Here is a 20,296-nt window from a genome sequence, read left to right as displayed (position 1 = left end):
AGGGTGCGGGAGGGGGGTTCAGGCGGACAGCGCCGTGAGCGCGCGGCGGGCGCGGTCGTGGTGGCGGCCGCGCGGGGTGACCAGCACGCGGCCTGTGCGCGCATCGACGTGGGCGTCGATCGGCAGGCCGTAGACCGCGGTGAGGTTATCGGAGGTGAGGACGGATGCCGGGCTTCCGGCGGCATGCACACGGCCGCGATGCATCAGCACGACTTCATCGGCCACCGATGCCGCATGGCCGAGGTCGTGCAGCACGACGCCGACGGCGGTGCCGCGGTCGGCGAGGTCGCAGACCAGGTCGAGGGTCTCGACCTGGTAGCGCAGGTCGAGATGGTTGGTGGGCTCGTCGAGCAGCAGGATTCCCGTGTCCTGGGCGAGCGCGGTCGCGAGCCACACGCGCTGCAGCTCTCCGCCCGACAGCTCGTCGACCGGGCGGTGCGCCATGCCGTCGAGTCCGGTCAGCTCGAGGGCGTGCGCGATCGCTGCGCGATCGGCGTCGGACATGCCTGCGAAGCGTCCTCGGTGCGGGTGCCGGCCGTAGGCGACGACGTCGCGCACCTCGAGACCGGAGGGGTGCGGGCGCGACTGCGAGAGCATGGCGACAGTGCGCGCGAACTCCTTCGCCGAGAGCGACGACGCATCGCGCTCGCCGGCGGCGCCGCTGACGCGCACGGCGCCTGCGTCGACCTTGTGCAGGCGGGCGAGGGCGCGCAGCGCCGTGGACTTGCCGCTGCCGTTGGGGCCGATGAGCGCGGTGACGACGCCGGGGCGCAGGTGCAGCGAGACCTCGTGCACCACACGGGTGCGCCCGTAGCTCAGCGCCAGCGCATCGCCGTGCAGCTCGCCGGCGCTTCTGCCGTCGGCGTGCTCTGCCGGCGAGACCGTCGGAAGGCCGGTTTCCTCGATCGGATTGGTCACGTTAGGAGAGCCTAACCTATGCTGGAATCGTGAGCCACCACCCGTACCGGACATTTCGCACAACCGTCGCGCGCGTCACCGCCCTCTCGCCCCATTTCACGCGCATCACGCTGCAGGGCGACGACCTCGCGCACTTCGGCACAGACGGACTCGACCAGCGCATCAAGCTGATCATCCCGTTCGCCGACGGCTCGGTCACCGACGTCGGTCAGTTCGACGAGACGCAGAGCATGACCGAGTGGTACCGCCGCTGGCGCGAGCTGCCCGACGACAAGCGCAATCCGATCCGCACCTACACGATCCGCTCACCGCGCCCCGAGGCGCGGGAGATCGACATCGACTTCGTGCTGCACGGCACAGAGGGCCCCGCATCCGCCTGGGCGACCGGGGCCCGCGTCGGCGACGCGCTCGCGGTGGTCGGCCCCGACTCACGCTCGGACCAGCAGGGCGGCGGCATCGAGTGGCGGCCGGGTGCCGCGACTTCGGTGCTCATCGCCGGCGACGAGACCGCGACCCCGGCGATCTGCTCGATCGTCGAAGCGCTGCCCGCCCACGCCGTCGGCGAGGTCTGCATCGAGGTGCCGACCGAGGCCGATGCGCTCGAGCTGACGGCGCCCGATGGCGTGAACGTGCGGTGGCTCGCACGCGGCAGCGGCGCGCACGGTGTGCGGCTCAGCGCAGCCGTGCACGAGTGGGGCGTGCGCCGCGGCGATCGCGGTGCCAGGTCGGCGACCGAGACGCTCGCCGAGCCGGACGCAGACGAGGTGCTCTGGGAGGTCCCAGAGGCCGTCGACGGGGGCGAGTACGCCTGGCTGGCCGGCGAGGCCGGCACCATCACGGCGCTGCGCCGTCACCTCGTCCGCGACCTCGGCATCGACCGTCGCTCGGTCGCGTTCATGGGCTACTGGCGAGAGGGCCGCGCCGAGGCATCCTGAATCGAGCGCGCCTCGCGCGCGTCGACGAGCTGCTGACCCGAGAGGATGCCCGGAAGCCCCCGCCCGAGCGGGGTGACGAAGAACAGCACGCAGGCGACGAGCAGCAGCAGACCCGACAGCGTGTCGAAGACGCCGCCGAACAGCCCGATGGTCGAGAGCCCGGCCACGCCGCCGAGCCACCGCAGCAGGCGAGCGGCTATGAGCGGCCTCGGCGATCCCGCATAGCGAAGCTGCACCGCGGCATCGCCGACCGACTGGCCGGTGATCAGCGTGACGGCCAGCCACACCACGGCGGCTCCTCCGGTACCGGCGAGTTCTGCGACAGAGCCCTCCCGCATGGTCGCCCTGTCGTGCAGCACCAGGTCGATGAAGAGCTGCGCGGCGATCGACACCGTCGCCGACGCGAAGAGGAACCCGAGGCCGTCGCACAGCATGGCCAGAGCGCGGCGTCCGCGCGTGACGGGCCGCGGCTGCATGGCATCCGCCGCTTTCGTCAGACCGCGTCGCGCCCGCGGCACGACGAGCCCGAACACGGCGCCGAGCAGCGCACCGCTCGTGTTCGTGATCAGGTCGCCGACGTCGAAGAAGCGGTAGGCGCACGGGTAGATGCCCCACACGCCGGTCAGCTGCGTCGTCTCGATGAAGAGCGACAACCCGAGACCGACGAGCAGCGCGGTGACGATGCCGCGGCCGAAGAGCACGCGGACGAAGAATCCGAGCGGAACGAACAGCAGCACATTGAAGGCCAGCTGCAGCAGCGCAGGATGAGTCAGGGTGCTGCCTGGTGCGGCGATCGCCTTCTGCACATCGCGCACCATCTCCATCGGATCGGTGATCATGCCCACGCAGTGGATCGCGTCGGGGTCGGGCATCGGCAGCAGGGTGTACGCCCAGACCGCCCAGAAGTACACCAGAGCCGCGAACCACATCAGCAGCCGCGTAACACTCAGCCGACCCTGACGCCGGTAGCTGATCGATACGAACGGCACGAAGAGCGCGACCCCTGCGAGCATGCCGACGACGATCGCGAGCACTCCGAGCAGCACCTGTTCCCCCATGGTCAGCGAGTCTACGGCGGAGCCCGCGACCACCCGCTTCCGCCGGCGGTCCGGGCCTCGTGGAGAGCCCCCATGAGGAGGCAGACGTGACCGCGGCGGCGCCGCTACGCTGACGGAATGCCCTCCCTCGAAGACGTGGCCTGGCCGGTTCGCACCGAGCGGCTCGAGATCCGCCCCTGCACCGTCGACGACCTCGACGCCGTCTGGGCATTCCGCCGGCTGCCGGAGGTGAACCGCTGGCTCGGTCGGGCACCGGCCACGCTCGAGGCCTTCCGCGACACGTACTCCGATCCGGCGCGGCTCGCGATGACGCTGGTCATCGTGCGGCGGGAAGGCGAGGGCGCGGACTCAGGAATCATCGGCGACCTCATGGTCAAGACCGGCGACGGCTGGGCGCAGGCCGAGGCCGCCGAGCAGGCCGCGGGTACCGAGGCGGAGCTGGGGTGGGTCCTCGCGCCGTCGGCAGCCGGCCAGGGCATCGCGACCGAAGCGGTCAGCGCCGTGATCGACCTGTGCTTCGGATCGCTCGGCCTGCGCCGTGTGCACGCCGGATGCTTCGCCGCGAACGAGCCGTCATGGCGCCTCATGGAGCGCCTGGGCATGCGCCGGGAGGAGTTCAGCCGCAAGACCGCGCTGCACCGATCCGGCGAGTGGATGGACGGGATGAACTACGGGCTGCTGTCCGAGGAGTGGCCTGGTCGTCGCTGAGCGCCGCGGCACCGGCATCCGATCGCGCAACCCCTGTTGTCGTGTCGTGCTCGACCGGGTAGACCTGAGGCACCCCATCCCAGGAGATCGGAGAACGACATGGTTTACCGCATCGGCTACATCATCGGCAGTCTCGCCAGCGACTCGATCAACCGCGTGCTCGCCGGCGCCCTCGTGCGCCTGGCGCCCGAGAGTCTCGAACTCACCGAGATCCCCATTCGCGACCTGCCGCTGTACAACCGTGACGACGAGAACTCGCCGGTGGCCGCCGTCACCGAGTTCAAGCAGGCGATCGAGGCCTCGGACGGCCTGCTGTTCGTATCGCCCGAGTACAACCGCTCGATCCCCGGCGCCCTGAAGAACGCGATCGACTGGGGCTCGCGCCCCTGGGGTCACAACTCGTTCGCCCGCAAGCCCACGGGCATCATCGGCGCCTCGACCGGCGCGATCGGCACGGCCGTCATGCAGTCGTCGATGCGCGGCGTGCTGAGCTTTCTCAACGCCCCGCAGCTGAACGCCCCGGAGGCGTACATCACTTTCAAACCCGAGGTCTACGGCCCCGGCGGCGAGGTGAAGGACGACGACACCGCGAAGTTCCTGCGGCACTACATGGACGAGTACGCCGCGCTCGTCGAGCGCGTGCTCTCGAGCACGCTGCCCGGCCACATGGGCGACCGCGACTCCTGACGCCGACGCCTGCGCCCTGCCGCGAGCCGGCGGGTCGGCCGGCGGGTCAGGACATGCGGTCGGGGCGCAGGTCGAGCCGGCGCAGCGACTGGGCGTTGAGCGCGACGACGATCGTCGAGAGGCTCATCAGCACAGCGCCCACCGACATCGGCAGCACGAATCCGAACGGTGCGAGCACGCCAGCGGCCAGCGGAACCGACATCAGGTTGTAGCCGGCGGCCCACCACAGGTTCTGCGTCATCTTGCGGTAGCTCGCCTGCGACAGCTCGATCACCGAGACGACCGAGCGGGGATCGTCGGATGCCAGGATGACCCCTGCCGAGGCGATCGCGACGTCGGTGCCCGCGCCGATCGCGATGCCGACGTCAGCCTGCGCGAGCGCCGGGGCGTCGTTGACCCCATCGCCGACCATCGCGACCTTCTTGTCCTCGCTCTGCAGTTCGGCGACCTTCGCCGATTTGTCTTCGGGGCGCACTCCGGCGAAGACGCGGTCGATGCCGAGCTCGGCGGCCACCGCATGCGCCACGGCCTCGGCGTCGCCCGTGATCATCACTACCTCGACACTCCGGCCCTGCAGCGCGGCGACCGCCTTCCGCGATTCCGCGCGGATCTCGTCGGCGAGCGCCAGCCCGCCGATCACCTGACCGTCGCGCACCACATGCAGGATGATGGCTCCCTCTGAGCGCCAGCCTGCAGCATCCGGGATCTCCGCCCCGCCGACCTCGTCGAGCAGCCGCGGCCCGCCGACGCGGATCTCGTGCCCATCGACGGTGGCCGTGACCCCGACCGCGGGAGACGAGGTGAACCCCGTCGCCTTCGCGAGCGTCAGCTGCGACGCCGCCCGCACGATGGCCTTCGCGAGCGGGTGCTCGCTGTCGGCCTCGGCCGACGCGGCGAGCGCGAGCAGCTCGTCGTCGCTCCACCCCTCGACGGGCGCGACAGCGGTGACGGTCGGCTCGCCCTTGGTGAGGGTGCCGGTCTTGTCGAAGAGCACGGCGTCGACGTCGCGCATGCTCTCGAGCGCGAGGCGGTCTTTCACGAGCACTCCGGCTCGCGCCGCGCGCTCGGTCGCGATCGAGACGACGAGCGGGATGGCAAGACCCAGCGCGTGCGGGCAGGCGATCACGAGCACCGTGATGGTGCGGATGACGGCCTCATCGGGCATCCCGACCAGCGTCCAGACGAGCGCGGTGATCACTGCGGCGCCGAGGGCGAACCAGAACAGCCAGGCAGCCGCGCGATCGGCCAGCCGCTGCGCGCGCGAGCTCGACGCCTGCGCGTCGGCGACCAGTCTGCGGATGCCGGCGAGCGCGGTGTCGTCGCCGGTCGCGGTGACCTCGACGCGCAGGCCCGAGTCGGTGGCGACCGTGCCTGCCGTGACGTGGTCGCCGGTGCCGCGGCTGACCGTGCGCGATTCGCCGGTGAGCATCGACTCGTCGAGATCGGCGCGACCGTCGACGACGATGCCGTCGGCCGGGATGCTGCCCCCTGGCCGCACGATGACGACGTCGCCCTTCTGCAGGTCGGCCGGGCTGACCTTGGTGATCTCGTCGCCGTCGACACGCTCGGCCTCGTCGGGCAGCAGCGCGGCGAGGGAGTCGAGAGCGGAGGTGGTCTGGGCGAGCGATCGCATCTCGAGCCAGTGACCGAGCAGCATGATCACGATGAGCAGCGCGAGCTCCCACCAGAACTCGAGCTCGTGGTGCAGGATGCCCAGGCTCGCACCCCACGACGCGAGGAACGCGACCGTGATGGCGAGCCCGATCAGCAGCATCATGCCCGGCCTGCGGGCCTTCAGCTCTGCGACTGCGCCGGTGAGGAACGGGCGTCCGCCCCAGACGTACATGACGGTGCCGAGCAGCGGGGCCACCCAGCGCGCCCAGTCAGGCACCTGGTATCCGAGGATCATCGCGAACATGCCGCTGGTCGCGACCACGGGAACCGCGATCAGCAGGTTGATCCAGAACAGCCGGCGGAACTGGCCGACGTGATCGCCGTGGCCGCCGTGGCCCTTGTGGCCGCCGTGGTTCTCGTGGCCACCGTGAGCCTCGTGGCCACCGTGGGCCTCATGGCCGCCGTGGCCGCCGTGGCCGCCGTGGGCCTCGTGGCCGCCGTGATCGCCGTGGCCGCCGTGGGTCTCATGTCCCTCGCGCCCCATGCGGTGCTCGCCGCCGTGGCCCTCATGGGTCGCCGCGCGGCCGGGTGCGTGTTCGTGGTTCGAGTGCCGGTCCATCAGGTCTCCTCAGCATCGGGCCGGACTGGCCGGCTTCTGCATGCATCAACTACCATACCCCTAGGGGGTATTCCCACGACAACCCGGCTGGACGGAGGAACAGGATGCAGCACCGCGGCCACGTCTGGACGCTCGCCGTCGTGCTCGGAATCCTGCTCGGCCTCCTCGGCATGCACACCCTCAGCGGCGACGCGATGGGCCACGGCCCCGGCACACCGGTGAGCGCCGCCCATGCATCCGGCACCTCACCGCACGACTCGGCCGCCACCGCGCCCGACGGGTCGTCCGAGGCATCCGCGACAGCTGCGAGCGAGTCGCCCGTGCATCCGGGCATGCTGAGCGCCTGCGTGCTCGTCCTGCTGGCCGCTCTCCCGCTGATCGTTCCACCCTCGGCATCCCTCGGCCTGCGGCCCCGCCTTCAGCGGATGCCGGGAGGCATGGCATGCCTGTCGCGCGCCGCCGCACCCCGCCCGCCGTCGCACATCGTCCTCTGCATCAGCCGGACCTGAGCGGCCGTCGCCGGCCTGCGCCGGACTCGCTCGCCGTCGAACCGACGGCGCTCACTGACGACCCTCAACGACTGATCAACAAGGAGAAACCTCATGCGAATCCGCACACTCACCATCGGCGCCCTCGCCGTCACCACCGTCCTCACGCTGACCGGATGCTCGGCCCCTGGCGGCGAGATGGGCGGAATGGATCACGGATCATCGAGCGCGCCGCACAGCGCTGACGCCGCGGCTCAGGCCGACGTCGCCTTCGCGATGAACATGATCGCCCACCACCAGCAGGCGATCGAGATGTCCGACGTGCTGCTCGGCACGCAGGGCGCCGCCCCCGAGGTCGCAGAGCTGGCCGAACGGATCAAGGCCGCTCAGCAGCCGGAGATCGACACCATGACGCAGTGGCTTACCGCGTGGGGCGAGGATCCGTCCATGGGCGGCATGGACCACGGCGACGGCATGATGTCGCCCGACGACATGGCCGCGCTGGAAGACGCCGACGGCCCTGCGGCATCACGACTGTTCCTCGTGCAGATGATCGTGCACCACGAGGGTGCGATCGAGATGGCCGAGCAGGAGCTGGCAGACGGGAAGGATGCCCGCGCGCTCGAGCTCGCTCAGCGGGTGATCGACGACCAGACGGCCGAGATCGCCGAGATGCGCTCGATGCTCGACGCTCTCTGACGCACCAGACGGGGCGGGTCAGCGACCCGCCCCGTCCTGCATCTGCCGTGCCATGCCGTGCCGTGTCATGCCGTGCCGTGCCGTGCCATGTCGTGTCGTGCCGGAAGTCTCAGACGACACGGTCGCCTCGCGGCGTGTCGTGCGGGGACGCGCCGGCGCCGGGCCGGATGACCTGGCAGTTCCGACGGGCACTCAGCGGAAGGTGCGCAGGCGCAGGCTGTTGCCCACCACGAACACGCTCGAGAACGCCATCGCGGCACCCGCCAGCATGGGGTTCAGCAGCCCGAGGGCCGCGAGCGGGATGGCCGCGACGTTGTATGCGAACGCCCAGAACAGGTTGCCCTTGATGGTGCCGAGGGTGCGCCGTGAAAGGCGGATCGCGTCGGCGGCCGCGCGCAGGTCGCCGCGCACGAGGGTGATGTCGGATGCCTCGATCGCGGCGTCCGTTCCCGTGCCCATGGCCATGCCGAGGTCGGCCTGAGCCAGCGCCGGAGAATCGTTCACCCCGTCGCCCACCATCGCCACGACCCGCCCCTCGCCCTGCAGGCGTGAGACCACGGCGACCTTGTCGGCGGGCAGCACCTCGGCGATGACCTCGTCGATGCCCACCTGCGCGGCGATGTGGCGGGCGGCTGCCTCGTTGTCTCCCGTGAGCAGCACAGGCCGCAGGCCGAGGGCCTTGAGCGAGGCCACGGCCTCTGCACTGGTGGCTTTGACCTCGTCGGCCACCACGATCATGCCCTTGGCGGCGCCGTCCCAGGCGACGAGGATCGCCGTCTGCCCGGCGTTCTCGGCATCCGTCTTCGCGGCCAGCAGCTCTGCCGAGGGGTGGATGGCCCAGTCCTCGAGCAGCGTGAGCCGCCCGACCACCATCGCGTGCCCCTCGACGACGCCCGTGACCCCGCGTCCGTCGTGGTTCTGGAACCCCTCGACCACGGGCAGCGCGCTCTGCTGTGGCGGGCGCGACAGGGCATCCGGGCGCCCTGCCAGCCGCAGCTCGGTGCGCCCTGCCTGCACCGTCGGCTCATCCGCACCGCCGTCGGCGCGTCGCGCCGCGACACCCCGCCCGGCGGACGAACCGTCTGCGGTTTCCGACGCGGCGGATGCGATGGCCCTGGCGATCGGGTGCTCGCTGGCGTGCTCGATGGCTCCGGCGAGCAGCAGCAGCTCGTGCGCGTCGACGCCCGACTCGGGCACGACCGCGGCGACCGACATCCGCCCTTCGGTCACGGTTCCCGTCTTGTCGAGCACGACGGTGTCGACGCGACGGGTCGATTCGAGCACCTCGGGCCCCTTGATCAGGATGCCCAGCTGCGCACCGCGCCCCGTGCCCACGAGCAGGGCCGTTGGCGTCGCCAGTCCGAGCGCGCACGGGCAGGCGATGATCAGCACGGCGACGGCCGCCGTGAATGCGACGGATGCCGGGAAGCCGAGCACCAGCCAGACCGCGAGCGTGACGAGGGCGATGCCGATGACGATCGGGACGAAGACGCCCGAGATGCGGTCGGCGAGCCGCTGCACCTCGGCCTTCCCCGTCTGCGCGTCTTCGACCATGCGCGCCATCTGCGCGAGCTGCGTGTCGGCGCCGACGCGCGTGGCGCGGACGATCAGCCGGCCGCCGGCGTTCACCGTGGCTCCGGTCACGGCATCCCCCGGCCCGACCTCGACGGGCACCGATTCTCCGGTGATCATCGACTGGTCGACGGCCGAGGTTCCCGAGACGACCACGCCGTCGGTGGCGATCTTCTCGCCAGGGCGCAGCACGAACTCGTCGCCCACCCGCAGCTCGCCGATCGGGATGCGCGCCTCGGCGCCCTCACGCAGCACAGCGACATCCTTCGCGCCGAGCTGCATCAGGGCGCGCAGCGCCGCGCCCGCCTGCCGCTTCGCGCGCTTCTCGAAGTAGCGCCCGGCGAGCACGAACATGGTCACTCCGGCGGCGACCTCGAGGTAGATGTTGCCCGCACCGTCGCTGCGCGTGATGGCGAACGAGAATCCGTGCGACATCCCGGGGTGACCAGCTGTGCCGAGGAACAGCGCGTACAGCGACCACAGGAACGCGGCCGACGTGCCGAGGCTGATCAGCGTGTCCATGGTGGCGGCGCCGTGGCGCAGGTTGACCCAGGCGGCACGGTGGAACGGCCAGGCCGCCCAGACGATCACGGGGGCGGCGAGCGCCAGCGACGCCCACTGCCAGTAGGTGAACTGCAGCGCCGGGATCATGGCCAGCAGGATCACCGGAACCGAGAGCACGACCGAGCCGATGAGCCGCTGCCGCAGCGTGCGGAGCTCATGGTCGGCCGCGGTCTCGGCATCCGGCCGCTCGGCACCAGCCTCGGCGGGAGGTGCGGGAAGGGCGGCCGAATACCCCGCGTTCTCGACCTCGGCGATGAGCGCCGCGGTGTCGACAGGGCCGTCGACGACGACCTGCGCCTTCTCGGTCGCGTAGTTGACCGTGGCCCTCACGCCGTCGAGCCTGTTGAGCTTCTTCTCGATGCGCATCGCACAGGACGCGCACGTCATTCCGCCGATCTCGAGATCTATGCGGTTCTGCTCGGCGCCGGTCGGCGCCGTGTCGGTGCTCACGGAGTGCTCCTTCTGAGGTCGGGAGAGAAAGGGATGCCGCGGGGGTCAGCCGATCAGGCCGACACCGCCCGATATCCGGCCTCGTCGACGGCCGCGATGACGGCGTCGGCGTCGATCGGGGCGGCCGAGGTGACGACGAGGCGGCCGGTCTGCGCGCTCACGTCGATGCCCTCGACTCCGGCGACCTTCTCGACCTCTTCGCGAACGGACATCTCGCAGTGGCCGCAGGTCATCCCTGTCACCTGGAACTCGGTGGTGCTCATGCTCTCTCCTCTGGTTTTGGGTATCCCCTTGGGGTACTCTCACCAGAGTACTACCAGATACCCCCAGGGGGTATTCCCGTCGTCAGAAGAATCTTCCCCGAAGTGTTCAGCGCCCTCGCTTGTCGCGGTACATCTCCGCATCCGCGCGCCGCAGAGCGGACTCGAGCGTCTCGTCCCGCTGCACCTCGACGACACCCCACGACCACGGATGGGCGGCCAGTCCGCGCATGCGTCGCATCATGTCGGCGGCGCCTGCCTGAGGAGTGTCCGGCAGCAGCATCACGAACTCGTCACCGCCGAGGCGCGCCACCAGATCGCCTGCTCGCGACATGGTCGTCCACTGTGCGACCAGTGTCATCAGCACGGCGTCGCCCGCCTGATGGCCTTCGATGTCGTTGACCGCCTTGAAGTCGTCGAGGTCGAGCACCGCGATCGACAGCGGACGCCCCGAGCGTGCGGAGCGACGCATCTCCTCCCTCAGGTGGTAGGTGAGACCGCGCCGGTTGAGCGCGCCCGTGAGCGGATCGGTGCGCGACTCCCGGCGCATGCGATCGCGCACGAAGAACCCCATCTCGAGACAGATCCAGCTCATCACGAGAAGCCCGAAGACGTTCGCCGGGCCGAACAGGCCGGCTCGAGGATCTCCGGGCACCGCCTCGCCGCCGAAAGGGCCCAGCACCATCGCCGTTCCCACCGCGACCAGGATGCCGAGCTCGGTGATCCGACCGACGCGACCCCCGTAGAACCAGGCCAGGTAGATCGCCATCACCGGCAGCTCCTGGATGTTCGCCACCGCGTTCTGCCGCTCATCCGATAGGCCGATGTAGTAGACCGACACGGCGGCATGCGCGAGCACGAGCACGAATCCGGCCCAGCGCGGCACGCGCATACCGAGCAGCAGCACCGCGGCCGCCCCGAGCAGCGCGATCAGCAGGAGGCCTGCGTTCAGCAGAATCTCGAAGAGCGAGATATCGTCCTCGAAGAGCTCGACCAGCAGCAGCACCCCGAAGAACACACAGAGGATCGCCGTGACGATGGAGTAGACAGAGGTGCGCGACCTTGCGCGCCGAAGCCACGACGCGTCGAGCCAGCGGAGCTCTTCTGCTTCTCTACGAATTCCCTGATCGACCACGACTGTCTATCCCCTTTCACCGACAGCACGAAGTCCCCCCGCTGTCAGGCTACCCTGACCAATACACTGGTATACCGCTTAGACCGGAGTCTGATGTCTTTCACTGCCAATGCGCAAGCCCACTTCCAGCCGATCATCGATGTGCGGCGGATGCACGTGGTCGGCTTCGAGGCGCTCGCGCGATTCGACGACGGCGTCTCGCCGCTCGAGCACCTGCGCGTGGCTGAGGAGAAGGGGCGCCGCGAGCACCTCGAGCTGCAGCTGATCGAGGCGGCGGTCGATGCCGCCGCCTCTCTCCCGGCCGAGGGTTTCGTGACCCTCAACGCCTCCGGACGCACCATGTCGTTCCCCGAACTCGCCGACGTGCTGCGCCGCGTCGACCGCTCGTGGGGCCTGGAGCTGTTCGAGGGCGCTGAACCAGGCGAATGCCTGGCTGTGCGCGACCAGGTCGACCAGCTCGGGGGCTTCCTTCTCATCGATGACGCCGGAGCCGGCTTCGCCGATGAGAAGCGCATCCGCGATCTTCGCCCCGACATCGTGAAGATCGACCGCGCGCTCTTCTGGCGGTCCCTGACCGAGGCCGACGGAAGGCACCAGCTCGATCGCATCCTCGAGGCAGCCCGGGATGTCGAGGCCCGAACCCTCGTCGAGGGTGTGGAGGATGCCACTCAGCTCGATGCCGTGCGCGAGCTCGGCGCCGACCTGGCCCAGGGGTACCACCTGGGCAGACCGACGGCGGTGGACCGCGTCGCCGAGATGCTCGCCGATCTACAGCGGCGCGTCGGGGTAGATGCTTCGGGTCTCTGACCGCCGGCTCGCACCCGTGTGACCGCGGCGCTGCCACTGCGGCAGCACCTTGATGAGGCCGAGCACCACGTAGATGAGCGTGTTGATCGCCACGAAGGTGGCGAGCACGCCGAACCAGTCGCCGTAGAGGATCGATTCAGGCAGCAGGATGCCGGTGCGGATCACGAACGTGCCCCCGTCTTGGTCGTGTGGTCGACGTGCTTCCACGTCGCGCTGCGCCCGAAGGCGATCTCGAACACCCCGCGCAGGAAGGCGAGGTTGAGGAAGCAGTCGTACACGAGCTCGGGGAAGACGAGCACCGCGACGAGCCGGGCCCGCCAGCCGCCCTTCCACGCGGTCACCACCCGTTCGACGGCGAACAGCAGTCCGATGATGACCCAGAACGGGAACCACACCCAGGTGTCCATCGCGAGGATCATGATCAGCAGAAGGCTGAAGTAGGCGAACAGGGCGAGCACGCCGTAGCCGATGCCGATCTGCTGTGCCCAGTAGCGCATGGTCTGCGGGGTGACGCCGTAGGCGCCGAGATTCTCAAGAGCACCGCGCTGCCAGCGCAGACGCTGCGCCCACAGCATCCGCCAGGAGGGCATCAGCTCGGTGATCACGCTGCACTCGGACGGGGAGATCGTGAGGCCGCCCAGCGACTTGATCGCGATCGTCAGCTCGTTGTCCTCGGTGAGGGCGAGAGTGTCGTACACCTCGCCGGGGATGCCGGGAAGATGCTCTCCGCGAGCGGCCGCGACCTCGCGCAGCGCCACCGCGCGGAACACCGACGCCGTGCCGGTGAGCACGAACACCCGACCGCGCCGACGGCGGATCTCGCGCTGATAGCGGATGTACTCGTTGCGCTGGAACTGCCCGATCAGCCCGTGGCCCTCTTCGCCCTCGAAGAGCCCGCCGACGGCCATGAGCGCGCGGTCGGCGGCGAAGCGATGAGCGGCCGCGGCGAGGAAGCCATCGCCGATCTGGCTGTCGGCGTCCATCACCATGACGGTGTCGTTGTCACCCAGGGTGGGCAGCAGGTCGGCGAGCGCCTGGTTGAGCGCACCGCCCTTCTTGTGCGTGTTGCCCACGGTCTCGAACACGTCGGCACCGTGCTGTCTGGCGACCTCGACCGTGCCGTCGGTGCAGTTGTCGGCGACGACGATCACACGCTGCGGCGGTCTGGTCTGCTGCTGCAGCGAGGTGAGCGTGTGCGGCAGCGACGCCTCTTCGTTGTGTGCGGGGATGAGCACGGTGACGGTCACCTCGCCCGCGAAGACGCCCCGGGTGCGAGCCATGACGACTCGCGGGGCGAGCGGCAGCTCGGTGACCTCGGCGCCCGCCCGCCGGTACCGCGACGCGACGACGCGCTCGCTGATCACGACGAACGCGACGAACAGCAGGGCGAGCGCCAGGGCGACAGCCATCACGCCCACGTTGGGCAGGTCGGCGCTGTAGAACAGCTGCCAGACTCCGGCGAGCGAGACCTCTACCGGATGCCAGAGCTGAGGCGGATCGGTGACCGCGATGCCCCACCAGAGCAGCGCAGCCGCAGCGAGCACGACGACGATGACGACGAGTCCGACCGTCCGCTGAAAAAAGCGGTTCACAGCATCCCTTTCGCTCCCCAGCGTGCCCCTACTCTACCTATGCAATATATCGGCAGGGTCGACGCGATGCTGTGCAGCGGCCTCGGTGCGCGATGAGACGCCGAGCTTGCGCAGCACCGCCGACACATGAACGCTGACCGTCTTGATGCTGATGAACAGCCGGTCGGCTATCTGGCGGTTGCTCAGCCCCTCGGCGAGCAGCTCGAGCACCTGGCGCTCGCGTTCGGTCAGCTCGGTGCCGTCGCCGCGCGCCGGTGCCGCGCCCAGCCTGCTCGCCTCGGCGAACGCGGCGGTCTCGGCCTGCAGGCGCGCGTGGCCGATGCGGTCGGCGATCGCCGCAGCATCGGCGAGAGACGAAGCCGCCTCCGCACGATCGCCGCGCTCGGCGACCAGCGCCCTCGCGCGCTCCAACCGCAGCGCGGCCGCGAACACCGCCGGGCCATCGGGACGGTCTGCGCTCGCGAGGGCCGAGCGCAGCGCATTCGACGAGCCGTCGAGCAGCGCGTCGAGCATCACCGACCACTCGGGGCAGCGCGCACGATGCGACTGCCACGCCTCCCGCACGCGCGCGGAGACCTCGGCCGCCCGCTCTCGCGCACCGGCGATGCGCAGCCCGGCGACGATCAGCCCGCCGTCGAGCAGCCGACGGGCCTCGTGCGCGAGATGCGGCCCGTCGTCGTCGATCATTCGCAGCAGCGTGGTGGCGGCGTCCGGCATCCGCCCTGACCCGATCGCAAGAGTCATCTCGATGTCGACCAGCGCGTACCAGACCTGGCGCTCGGTGATCGCGGCGGTCTGCATGACCGGCCGCCACTCCTCGAAGAGCGACGCCGCCTCATCGATGCGGCCGCGCCAGACCAGCGCCCGTAGGCGCGACGCCGTCGTGTACACGCGGAAGATGCGATACGTGCGCACCACGGAATCCTTCGCGAGCAGCTCTTCGACGCGCCCGATGCGGCCGAGCTCGAGCAGAGGCTCGACGAGGTTCTGAGTGAGGATCGACCCGGTCGTGCGCTGCACTCCCACCTGCCGCGCCTGCTCGATACCGGCCTCGGCCGCCTCGACGGCGTCGTGGAACCGGCCGAGCGTCGCCAGCGAATCGGAGTAGTTCACCGAGTAGCGCAGCACAGCGTTGTGCTCGCGCGCGTGCTCGCGGGAGATCGCGTAGAACCGCATCGACTCCTCCTCGCCGCTGAGGTGCAGGTGAGACGCGCCGAGAACGTTGGCGGCGACCGAGATCACTGCATCGAGCCCAGTCTCTCTCCCCAGGCGCAGCGCCTGATCGGCCGCGTCGATCGCCTCGCTCAGCGCCCCTTCGACCATCAGCCGCCCGGCCAGCACAGTCAGCAGCGTCGCGCGCAGCGGGGCGTCGTCGACGCCCTCCATCAGCGCCAGCGCCTCACGCAGCAGGGCGACCGCACCCGGCCGGGCGAGGTTCTGCAGGTAGAGCGCGCGGTCGCGCAGCAGCCGCACGCGCACCTCGGTCGGGGTGCCGTCGCCGATCTCGGCCATAGCGAGGTCGATGACGGTGAGCGCCCGCTCGTCGAACCCCGCGTTGCGCAGGATCGATGCAAGGCGCGACAGCAGCGCGAGCCGGGTCATCCCGGTCGCATCGGCGGCGTCTGGCACCTGCTCCCACAGCTCGGACGCCAGCTCGCCGTACTGCGCGGCGGTCGAGAAGGCGTAGCTGCGCTTGGCGCGATCCATAGCGGCGATGGCGGCGATCAGCGCGCGTCGCGCGTCGTGCGCCTGATGCCAGTGGAACGCCAGCGCCGCCTCGTTGCAGCGTTCACCCCGCGCATCGAGAGCCTCGGCGTAGGCGCGATGCAGGCGAGCGCGCTCACCCGGCAGAAGGTCGTCGTGCACGGCCTCGCGGAGCAGCGCGTGCCGGAAGCCGTAGCCCTCGTCGCCCACCGACAGCACCGCGCCGCTGACGGCCTCGCGGATGGCCGCGTCGAGGCTCTCGTCACCGAGCCCGACGAGAGTGCTGAGAAGGTCGTGGTCGACGGTGTCGTCGGCGGCCGAGACGGTGCGCACGACGCGGCGCGCGTCATCGCCGAGCGCGTCGAAGCGCACGAGCAGCACGTCGCGCAGCGATTCCGGCAGCGGACCCGCAGCGCTGCATGAGAGCTCTTCGACGAAGAACGGCACGCCCTCGGATCTCTCCATCAGCCTGGCGAACGCGGCGTCGTCGGCGGGGCCCTTCAGCCCTTCGAGCATGGCCCGCACCTGCACCGCATCGAGCCGTGCGAGGGTGATGCGCTCGAGCAGCCGGGCGCGATCGGCCTCGACGAGGAAGGTGCGCACTGCACCGCCGCGCCGGACCTCGTCGACTCGGCAGGTGAGCACGAACAGGATGCGGCTGCCGGCGAGGGCGCGCAGCAGGAACGACATGGTCGACAGCGTCGCGTCATCGGCCCAGTGCAGGTCTTCGACGACGATGACGAGCGGATGCCTGGCCGCAGCCGCCTCGAGCACGTTGGCCAGCGCTTCGCGCAGCACCTCCGGCCCGGCGGCGCGGTCGAGCGCGACATCGCCCAGCTCGGGCAGGAGGATGCGGAGCGCTGCGCGCGCGGGACCGGCGGCTTCGGCCGCGGAATCGCCGAGCGCGGCGAGCGCCCCGCGGAGGATGGCGGGCAGCGGGGCGTAGGGCGCCGGGGTCGATCCGTAGTCGAGGCACCACCCGGTCAGGACGAGCGCGGCATCGGCCGTCTGCTCGCGGAACTCGCGCAGCAGGCGCGATTTGCCGATGCCGGCCTCGCCCGCGACGAGCACGGCTGCCGCCTCGCCGCCCACGGCCCGCTGAAGGGCAGCGCCGAGCGCGGCCAGTTCGGCGTCACGGCCCACCATGTCGGCGGTCGGCACGATGAGGGACATGCTCTCATCGTGCCACCGGCCGCCGACAGGAGGGGCTGCTGCGTTGAGCGTCACGCCTCAGCGGCGACGCAGCGGGCGCCCGCGGGGCACGACGCCTCGGCGCGGCTCATCCGTGCAGACAGTGCCCGGCGCAGCATCCGCGTCACGAAGCCGTCGCGGGCGACGACGCGCGAGGGGTTGTCGGCGATGATCCGACGGCGCTCCGCCGCCTGCGCGAGACGCTCGGTCTCGACAATGCTGGCCTGGTATGTGAGATAGGGGTGCTCGTACATGGGATCTCCTCTTTCCGTGCAGCCCTACACTCCTCGCTGAGGGGGTGGAGCTGCATCGGGACAAATCCCTATATGCGGCGGGCCGGCACCTCAGATCACGACCCGATGAACTCCTCGACCTGGCCGTACTCGGCTGCCTCGCGGATCTCGATCGTGGCGCCGAGGCGGTCGGTGTCGAGCACGACGATCTCGTTCTCGCCCTCGCGCCACAGCGGACCGGGCGCGTAGAGCGTGACCTGCGGGCCTCTCTCCCACAGGCGTCCGAGCAGGAAGCCGTTGAGCCAGACCAGGCTCTTGGCAGAACCCGGCAGCGCGAGCCAGGCGTCGGCGGGGCGCGAGACGGTGAGGGATGCCACCGCGAGGCCCTCCTGGCCCGCCGCGGCGCCCGCGCCGCCTGCGCCGTCGAGAGGGGCGTCGAGCGGCAGCACGCGGTGCTGCCAGCCGTGCACATAGCGGCGGCCGTTGAGCACGACGCCCCGCAGGATGCCCTTGTGCTCCCCGGTCAGCGGGCCGTAATTGATGCGACCGAGGCTCTCGACCACGATCGTCAGCCGGCCGACGCCGCCCTGGGCGGGCAGCGAGACCGTGTGCTCGCCGTCATGCTCCATGACCCCCACGCGCTCGTCGCCGATGTACAGCACTGCGCGGTCGCGCAGCCCCAGGATCGACAGCGTCGATGCCGGCGGGAACGACAGCTCCGCCTCGTAGGCGACGAGGCCGTCCTCGGCGCCGAGGCGCTCGAAGGTGAGCGGCTGCGCCGAGGTCGCGGCGACCCGCTGCGCACGCACGACATCGAGCAGCGAGGAGACCGGCACGAGAGGGGCGGATGCCGCGGACTGGTGCTCAGGGGCATCCGGAACCGGCGGCAGCTCTGCCGCATGGAACGGAGCGAACGCCTCGCGGAGGGCGGCGAACTTGTCGTTCAGGGAGCCGTCCTCGCCGATGGGGGCGTCGGAGTCGTACGAGGTGATCGTCGGCTGGATATGCCTTCCGTCATGGTTGGCGCCGGCCCAGAGCCCGAAATTCGTGCCGCCGTGCGCCATGTAGATGCTCACCGATCCGCCGGCGTCGAGCAGCTCGCGCACTGTCGAGATCATGCTGTCAGCCGATCGCACATGGTGCCTCTCGCCCCAGTGGTCGAACCAGCCGCCCCACAGCTCGCTGCACATCAGGTGGTGGTCGTCGCGGCGCAGGGCGACGGCCTCCTGCACGCCGGTGCCGAAGGTGAACGTGCCCATCACGCCGGGGATGCTGCCGTTGCGCACCATGTCGGCCATGGTGCCGTCGGCGGTCGTGAGCAGCTCGACCATGCCACGCGAGACGAGGGCGTCCCGCTGATGCGCGAGATAGGCGGCGTCCGACCCGAACGAGCCGTACTCGTTCTCGACCTGGATGAGACGGATGGGCCCGCCGTGCGCCGCCTGCAGCGGCGCGAGCTGCGGGATCAGCGCGTCGAACCAGCGATCGACGGCTTCAGTGAAGACGGGATCGCTGGTGCGCAGGGCCGACGTGCGGGCGGAGAGCCAGAACGGGATGCCGCCGTTCGACCACTCGGCGCAGATGTACGGGCTGGGCCGTACGTACACGTCGAGCCCCACCTCGCCGGCGAGGCGGATGAAACGCGCGACGTCGCGCCAGCCGGTGAAGTCGATGTCGCCCTCGACCCGCTCGTGGAAGTTCCACGGGATGTACGTGTCGACGGTGTTCGCGCCCATCGCCGCGAGGCGCCGCAGCCGGTCTTCCCACTGGTCGGGGTGGATACGGAAGTAGTGCACCGCTCCGGACAGGATGCGGTGCGGCTCGCCGTCGCGGAGGATCTCACCCTCGCGCCAGGTGAGAGAGGGGGATGCTGAGGACATGGGTGTTCCGATCACTGCCGACGACCAGGGATGTTTGCGATCACATTACCGCACAGCACCAGGCTCAGATTGCCGTGATTCCGCGGGGATACCGTTACCATTGCCGCATGTCACCCCGTCGCCAGGGCGCCGATCGCGCCCCGAATCAGATCGATGTCGCGCGGGTCGCCGGGGTCAGCGCTCAGACCGTCTCACGGGTGCTCTCCGGCCACCCGAACGTGCGGCCGGACACGGCCCAGCGGGTGCACGCCGCGATCGAGACCCTCGGGTATCGCATCCACGCGGCGGCCGCCTCGCTGGCATCAGGACGCACCCGCATCCTCGGCATGATCGTCGTGTCGACCGATCGCTACTCGTCTGCAGCGCTCGGAGCCGGCGTCGAGAAGGCGGCGGCGGCGAACGGCTACACGGTGACCACCGCCTCGGTGGCCGACCACTCGTCGAGCTCCGCGTTCCTCGACGCGTTCGACCGCCTCGAACGGCAGGGCGCCGAGGGCATCGTGCTCGGCGTGCCGATCGAGCTCGACAGCCCCGCGATGCGCGCTCGCACCGAGCGCACCCCGTCGACGCGCAGCGAGGTCGCCTCACTGCAGCCCGATGCTCCGCTGCTCGTCGACCAGCACGCGATCGGGCGCCTCGCGGTCGAGCACCTGCTCGACCTCGGCCACCGCACGGTATGGCACGTCGGCGGCGACGAGTACTGGATCGAGGGGCGGCACCGCCGCGAGGCGTGGGAGCAGGCTCTGCGCGAGCGCGACATCGTGCCTCCGCCGGTGATCCCCGGGGAGTGGACGCCCGAGTCGGGCTATCGCGCTGGCCGCACGATCGCCGCGATCCCCGACGCCACGGCGGTGTTCGTCTCGAGCGATGAGATGGCCTTCGGGCTGATCCGCGCCCTGCATGAGGCCGGTCGCCGCGTTCCCGAGGACGTGTCGGTCGTCAGCGTCGACGACATCGCCCTCGCCGCCTACGCCTCCCCCGCTCTCACCACCGTGCGGCAGCCCTTCGAGGAGATGGGGCGGGCAGCGGCCCTGCGGCTCATCGCGCACATCGAGGGCACCGACGCCGACGAGGTCTCCGACCTGCACCCCGAGCTGGTGATCCGGGCATCCACCGCCCCGCCGCGCGGGTGACGATGCATAACGAGGGGGCGGATGCCAGGCATCCGCCCCCTCGTGTCCT

At 70.4% G+C, this 20,296-nt stretch carries 18 protein-coding genes; 7 read left to right on the top strand and 11 right to left on the bottom strand.

The window, feature by feature from the left end; genetic code table 11:
* Positions 1-18 precede the first annotated feature (18 nt).
* Positions 19-918 (bottom strand): ABC transporter ATP-binding protein, encoded by a 900-nt coding sequence (locus JOE67_RS09805; RefSeq protein ID WP_420827643.1) that lies wholly within the window; start codon positions 916-918, stop codon positions 19-21.
* A 29-nt stretch (positions 919-947) separates the two neighbouring features.
* Between JOE67_RS09805 and JOE67_RS09800 the strand changes: the two genes are divergently transcribed.
* Positions 948-1,853, top strand: a complete 906-nt coding sequence (locus JOE67_RS09800) for a siderophore-interacting protein (RefSeq protein WP_338041563.1) — start codon at positions 948-950, stop codon at positions 1,851-1,853.
* On the opposite strand, the gene JOE67_RS09795 is transcribed toward JOE67_RS09800, so the two are convergent.
* On the bottom strand, positions 1,820-2,911 hold the full coding sequence (locus tag JOE67_RS09795; RefSeq protein ID WP_204975399.1) for a VanZ family protein: 1,092 nt from the start codon (positions 2,909-2,911) through the stop codon (positions 1,820-1,822). The genes JOE67_RS09800 and JOE67_RS09795 overlap by 34 nt on opposite strands.
* Before the next feature lie 117 nt (positions 2,912-3,028).
* Here JOE67_RS09795 and JOE67_RS09790 point away from each other — a divergent pair, with 117 nt between their 5' ends.
* Positions 3,029-3,619, top strand: a complete 591-nt coding sequence (locus tag JOE67_RS09790) for a GNAT family N-acetyltransferase (protein WP_204975398.1) — start codon at positions 3,029-3,031, stop codon at positions 3,617-3,619.
* A gap of 99 nt (positions 3,620-3,718) precedes the next feature.
* Positions 3,719-4,306, top strand: coding sequence for an NADPH-dependent FMN reductase (locus tag JOE67_RS09785; protein WP_204975397.1), 588 nt, complete (start codon positions 3,719-3,721; stop codon positions 4,304-4,306).
* Positions 4,307-4,352: 46 nt separating this feature from the next.
* On the opposite strand, the gene JOE67_RS09780 is transcribed toward JOE67_RS09785, so the two are convergent.
* Positions 4,353-6,464 (bottom strand): heavy metal translocating P-type ATPase, encoded by a 2,112-nt coding sequence (locus tag JOE67_RS09780; protein ID WP_204976871.1) that lies wholly within the window; start codon positions 6,462-6,464, stop codon positions 4,353-4,355.
* 179 nt (positions 6,465-6,643) lie between these two features.
* Here JOE67_RS09780 and JOE67_RS09775 point away from each other — a divergent pair, with 179 nt between their 5' ends.
* Complete coding sequence (locus tag JOE67_RS09775; protein ID WP_204975396.1) at positions 6,644-7,048, top strand: DUF6153 family protein; 405 nt, start codon at positions 6,644-6,646, stop codon at positions 7,046-7,048.
* A 93-nt stretch (positions 7,049-7,141) separates the two neighbouring features.
* Positions 7,142-7,726 (top strand): DUF305 domain-containing protein, encoded by a 585-nt coding sequence (locus tag JOE67_RS09770; RefSeq protein WP_204975395.1) that lies wholly within the window; start codon positions 7,142-7,144, stop codon positions 7,724-7,726.
* A 192-nt stretch (positions 7,727-7,918) separates the two neighbouring features.
* Here JOE67_RS09770 and JOE67_RS09765 read toward each other — a convergent pair whose 3' ends face one another.
* The 3 genes from JOE67_RS09765 to JOE67_RS15770 form a co-directional block, all read right to left on the bottom strand.
* Entirely contained in the window at positions 7,919-10,249 is a 2,331-nt protein-coding gene (locus JOE67_RS09765) for a heavy metal translocating P-type ATPase (protein ID WP_204976869.1), read from the bottom strand.
* Between the two features lie 116 nt (positions 10,250-10,365).
* Positions 10,366-10,575, bottom strand: a complete 210-nt coding sequence (locus JOE67_RS09760; protein WP_204975394.1) for a heavy-metal-associated domain-containing protein — start codon at positions 10,573-10,575, stop codon at positions 10,366-10,368.
* Positions 10,576-10,681: 106 nt separating this feature from the next.
* Positions 10,682-11,707, bottom strand: coding sequence for a diguanylate cyclase domain-containing protein (locus tag JOE67_RS15770; RefSeq protein WP_204975393.1), 1,026 nt, complete (start codon positions 11,705-11,707; stop codon positions 10,682-10,684).
* Positions 11,708-11,800: 93 nt separating this feature from the next.
* On the opposite strand from JOE67_RS15770, the gene JOE67_RS09750 reads away from it, so the two are divergent.
* A complete protein-coding gene (locus JOE67_RS09750; protein WP_204975392.1) occupies positions 11,801-12,514 on the top strand; it encodes an EAL domain-containing protein in 714 nt (237 codons plus the stop codon).
* On the opposite strand, the gene JOE67_RS09745 is transcribed toward JOE67_RS09750, so the two are convergent.
* The 5 genes from JOE67_RS09745 to JOE67_RS09725 form a co-directional block, all read right to left on the bottom strand.
* Positions 12,476-12,679, bottom strand: coding sequence for a hypothetical protein (locus JOE67_RS09745; protein WP_338041562.1), 204 nt, complete (start codon positions 12,677-12,679; stop codon positions 12,476-12,478). The two genes, JOE67_RS09750 and JOE67_RS09745, sit on opposite strands and share 39 nt — an antisense overlap.
* Positions 12,676-14,106 carry a glycosyltransferase gene (locus tag JOE67_RS09740; protein ID WP_204975391.1) on the bottom strand — a complete coding sequence of 477 codons (1,431 nt, stop codon included), beginning with the start codon at positions 14,104-14,106 and terminating at the stop codon, positions 12,676-12,678. Before JOE67_RS09740 ends, JOE67_RS09745 begins: the two co-directional genes overlap by 4 nt.
* A 33-nt stretch (positions 14,107-14,139) precedes the next feature.
* Positions 14,140-16,983 (bottom strand): helix-turn-helix transcriptional regulator, encoded by a 2,844-nt coding sequence (locus JOE67_RS15670; protein WP_204975390.1) that lies wholly within the window; start codon positions 16,981-16,983, stop codon positions 14,140-14,142.
* Between the two features lie 50 nt (positions 16,984-17,033).
* The gene (locus JOE67_RS09730) at positions 17,034-17,255 is read right to left on the bottom strand and encodes a hypothetical protein (protein ID WP_204975389.1); all 222 of its coding nucleotides are present in this window, start codon (positions 17,253-17,255) and stop codon (positions 17,034-17,036) included.
* A 95-nt stretch (positions 17,256-17,350) separates the two neighbouring features.
* Complete coding sequence (locus tag JOE67_RS09725) at positions 17,351-19,114, bottom strand: glycoside hydrolase family 35 protein (protein ID WP_204975388.1); 1,764 nt, start codon at positions 19,112-19,114, stop codon at positions 17,351-17,353.
* 107 nt (positions 19,115-19,221) lie between these two features.
* Here JOE67_RS09725 and JOE67_RS09720 point away from each other — a divergent pair, with 107 nt between their 5' ends.
* Complete coding sequence (locus JOE67_RS09720; RefSeq protein ID WP_204975387.1) at positions 19,222-20,247, top strand: LacI family DNA-binding transcriptional regulator; 1,026 nt, start codon at positions 19,222-19,224, stop codon at positions 20,245-20,247.
* Positions 20,248-20,296: the final 49 nt, after the last annotated feature.

Origin of the sequence: Microbacterium esteraromaticum, assembly GCF_016907315.1 — a bacterium.
GTDB lineage: Bacteria > Actinomycetota > Actinomycetes > Actinomycetales > Microbacteriaceae > Microbacterium > Microbacterium esteraromaticum.
The sequence above is the reverse complement of the archived record's forward strand: the minus strand, read 5'-3'. Positions and strand labels throughout refer to the sequence as shown.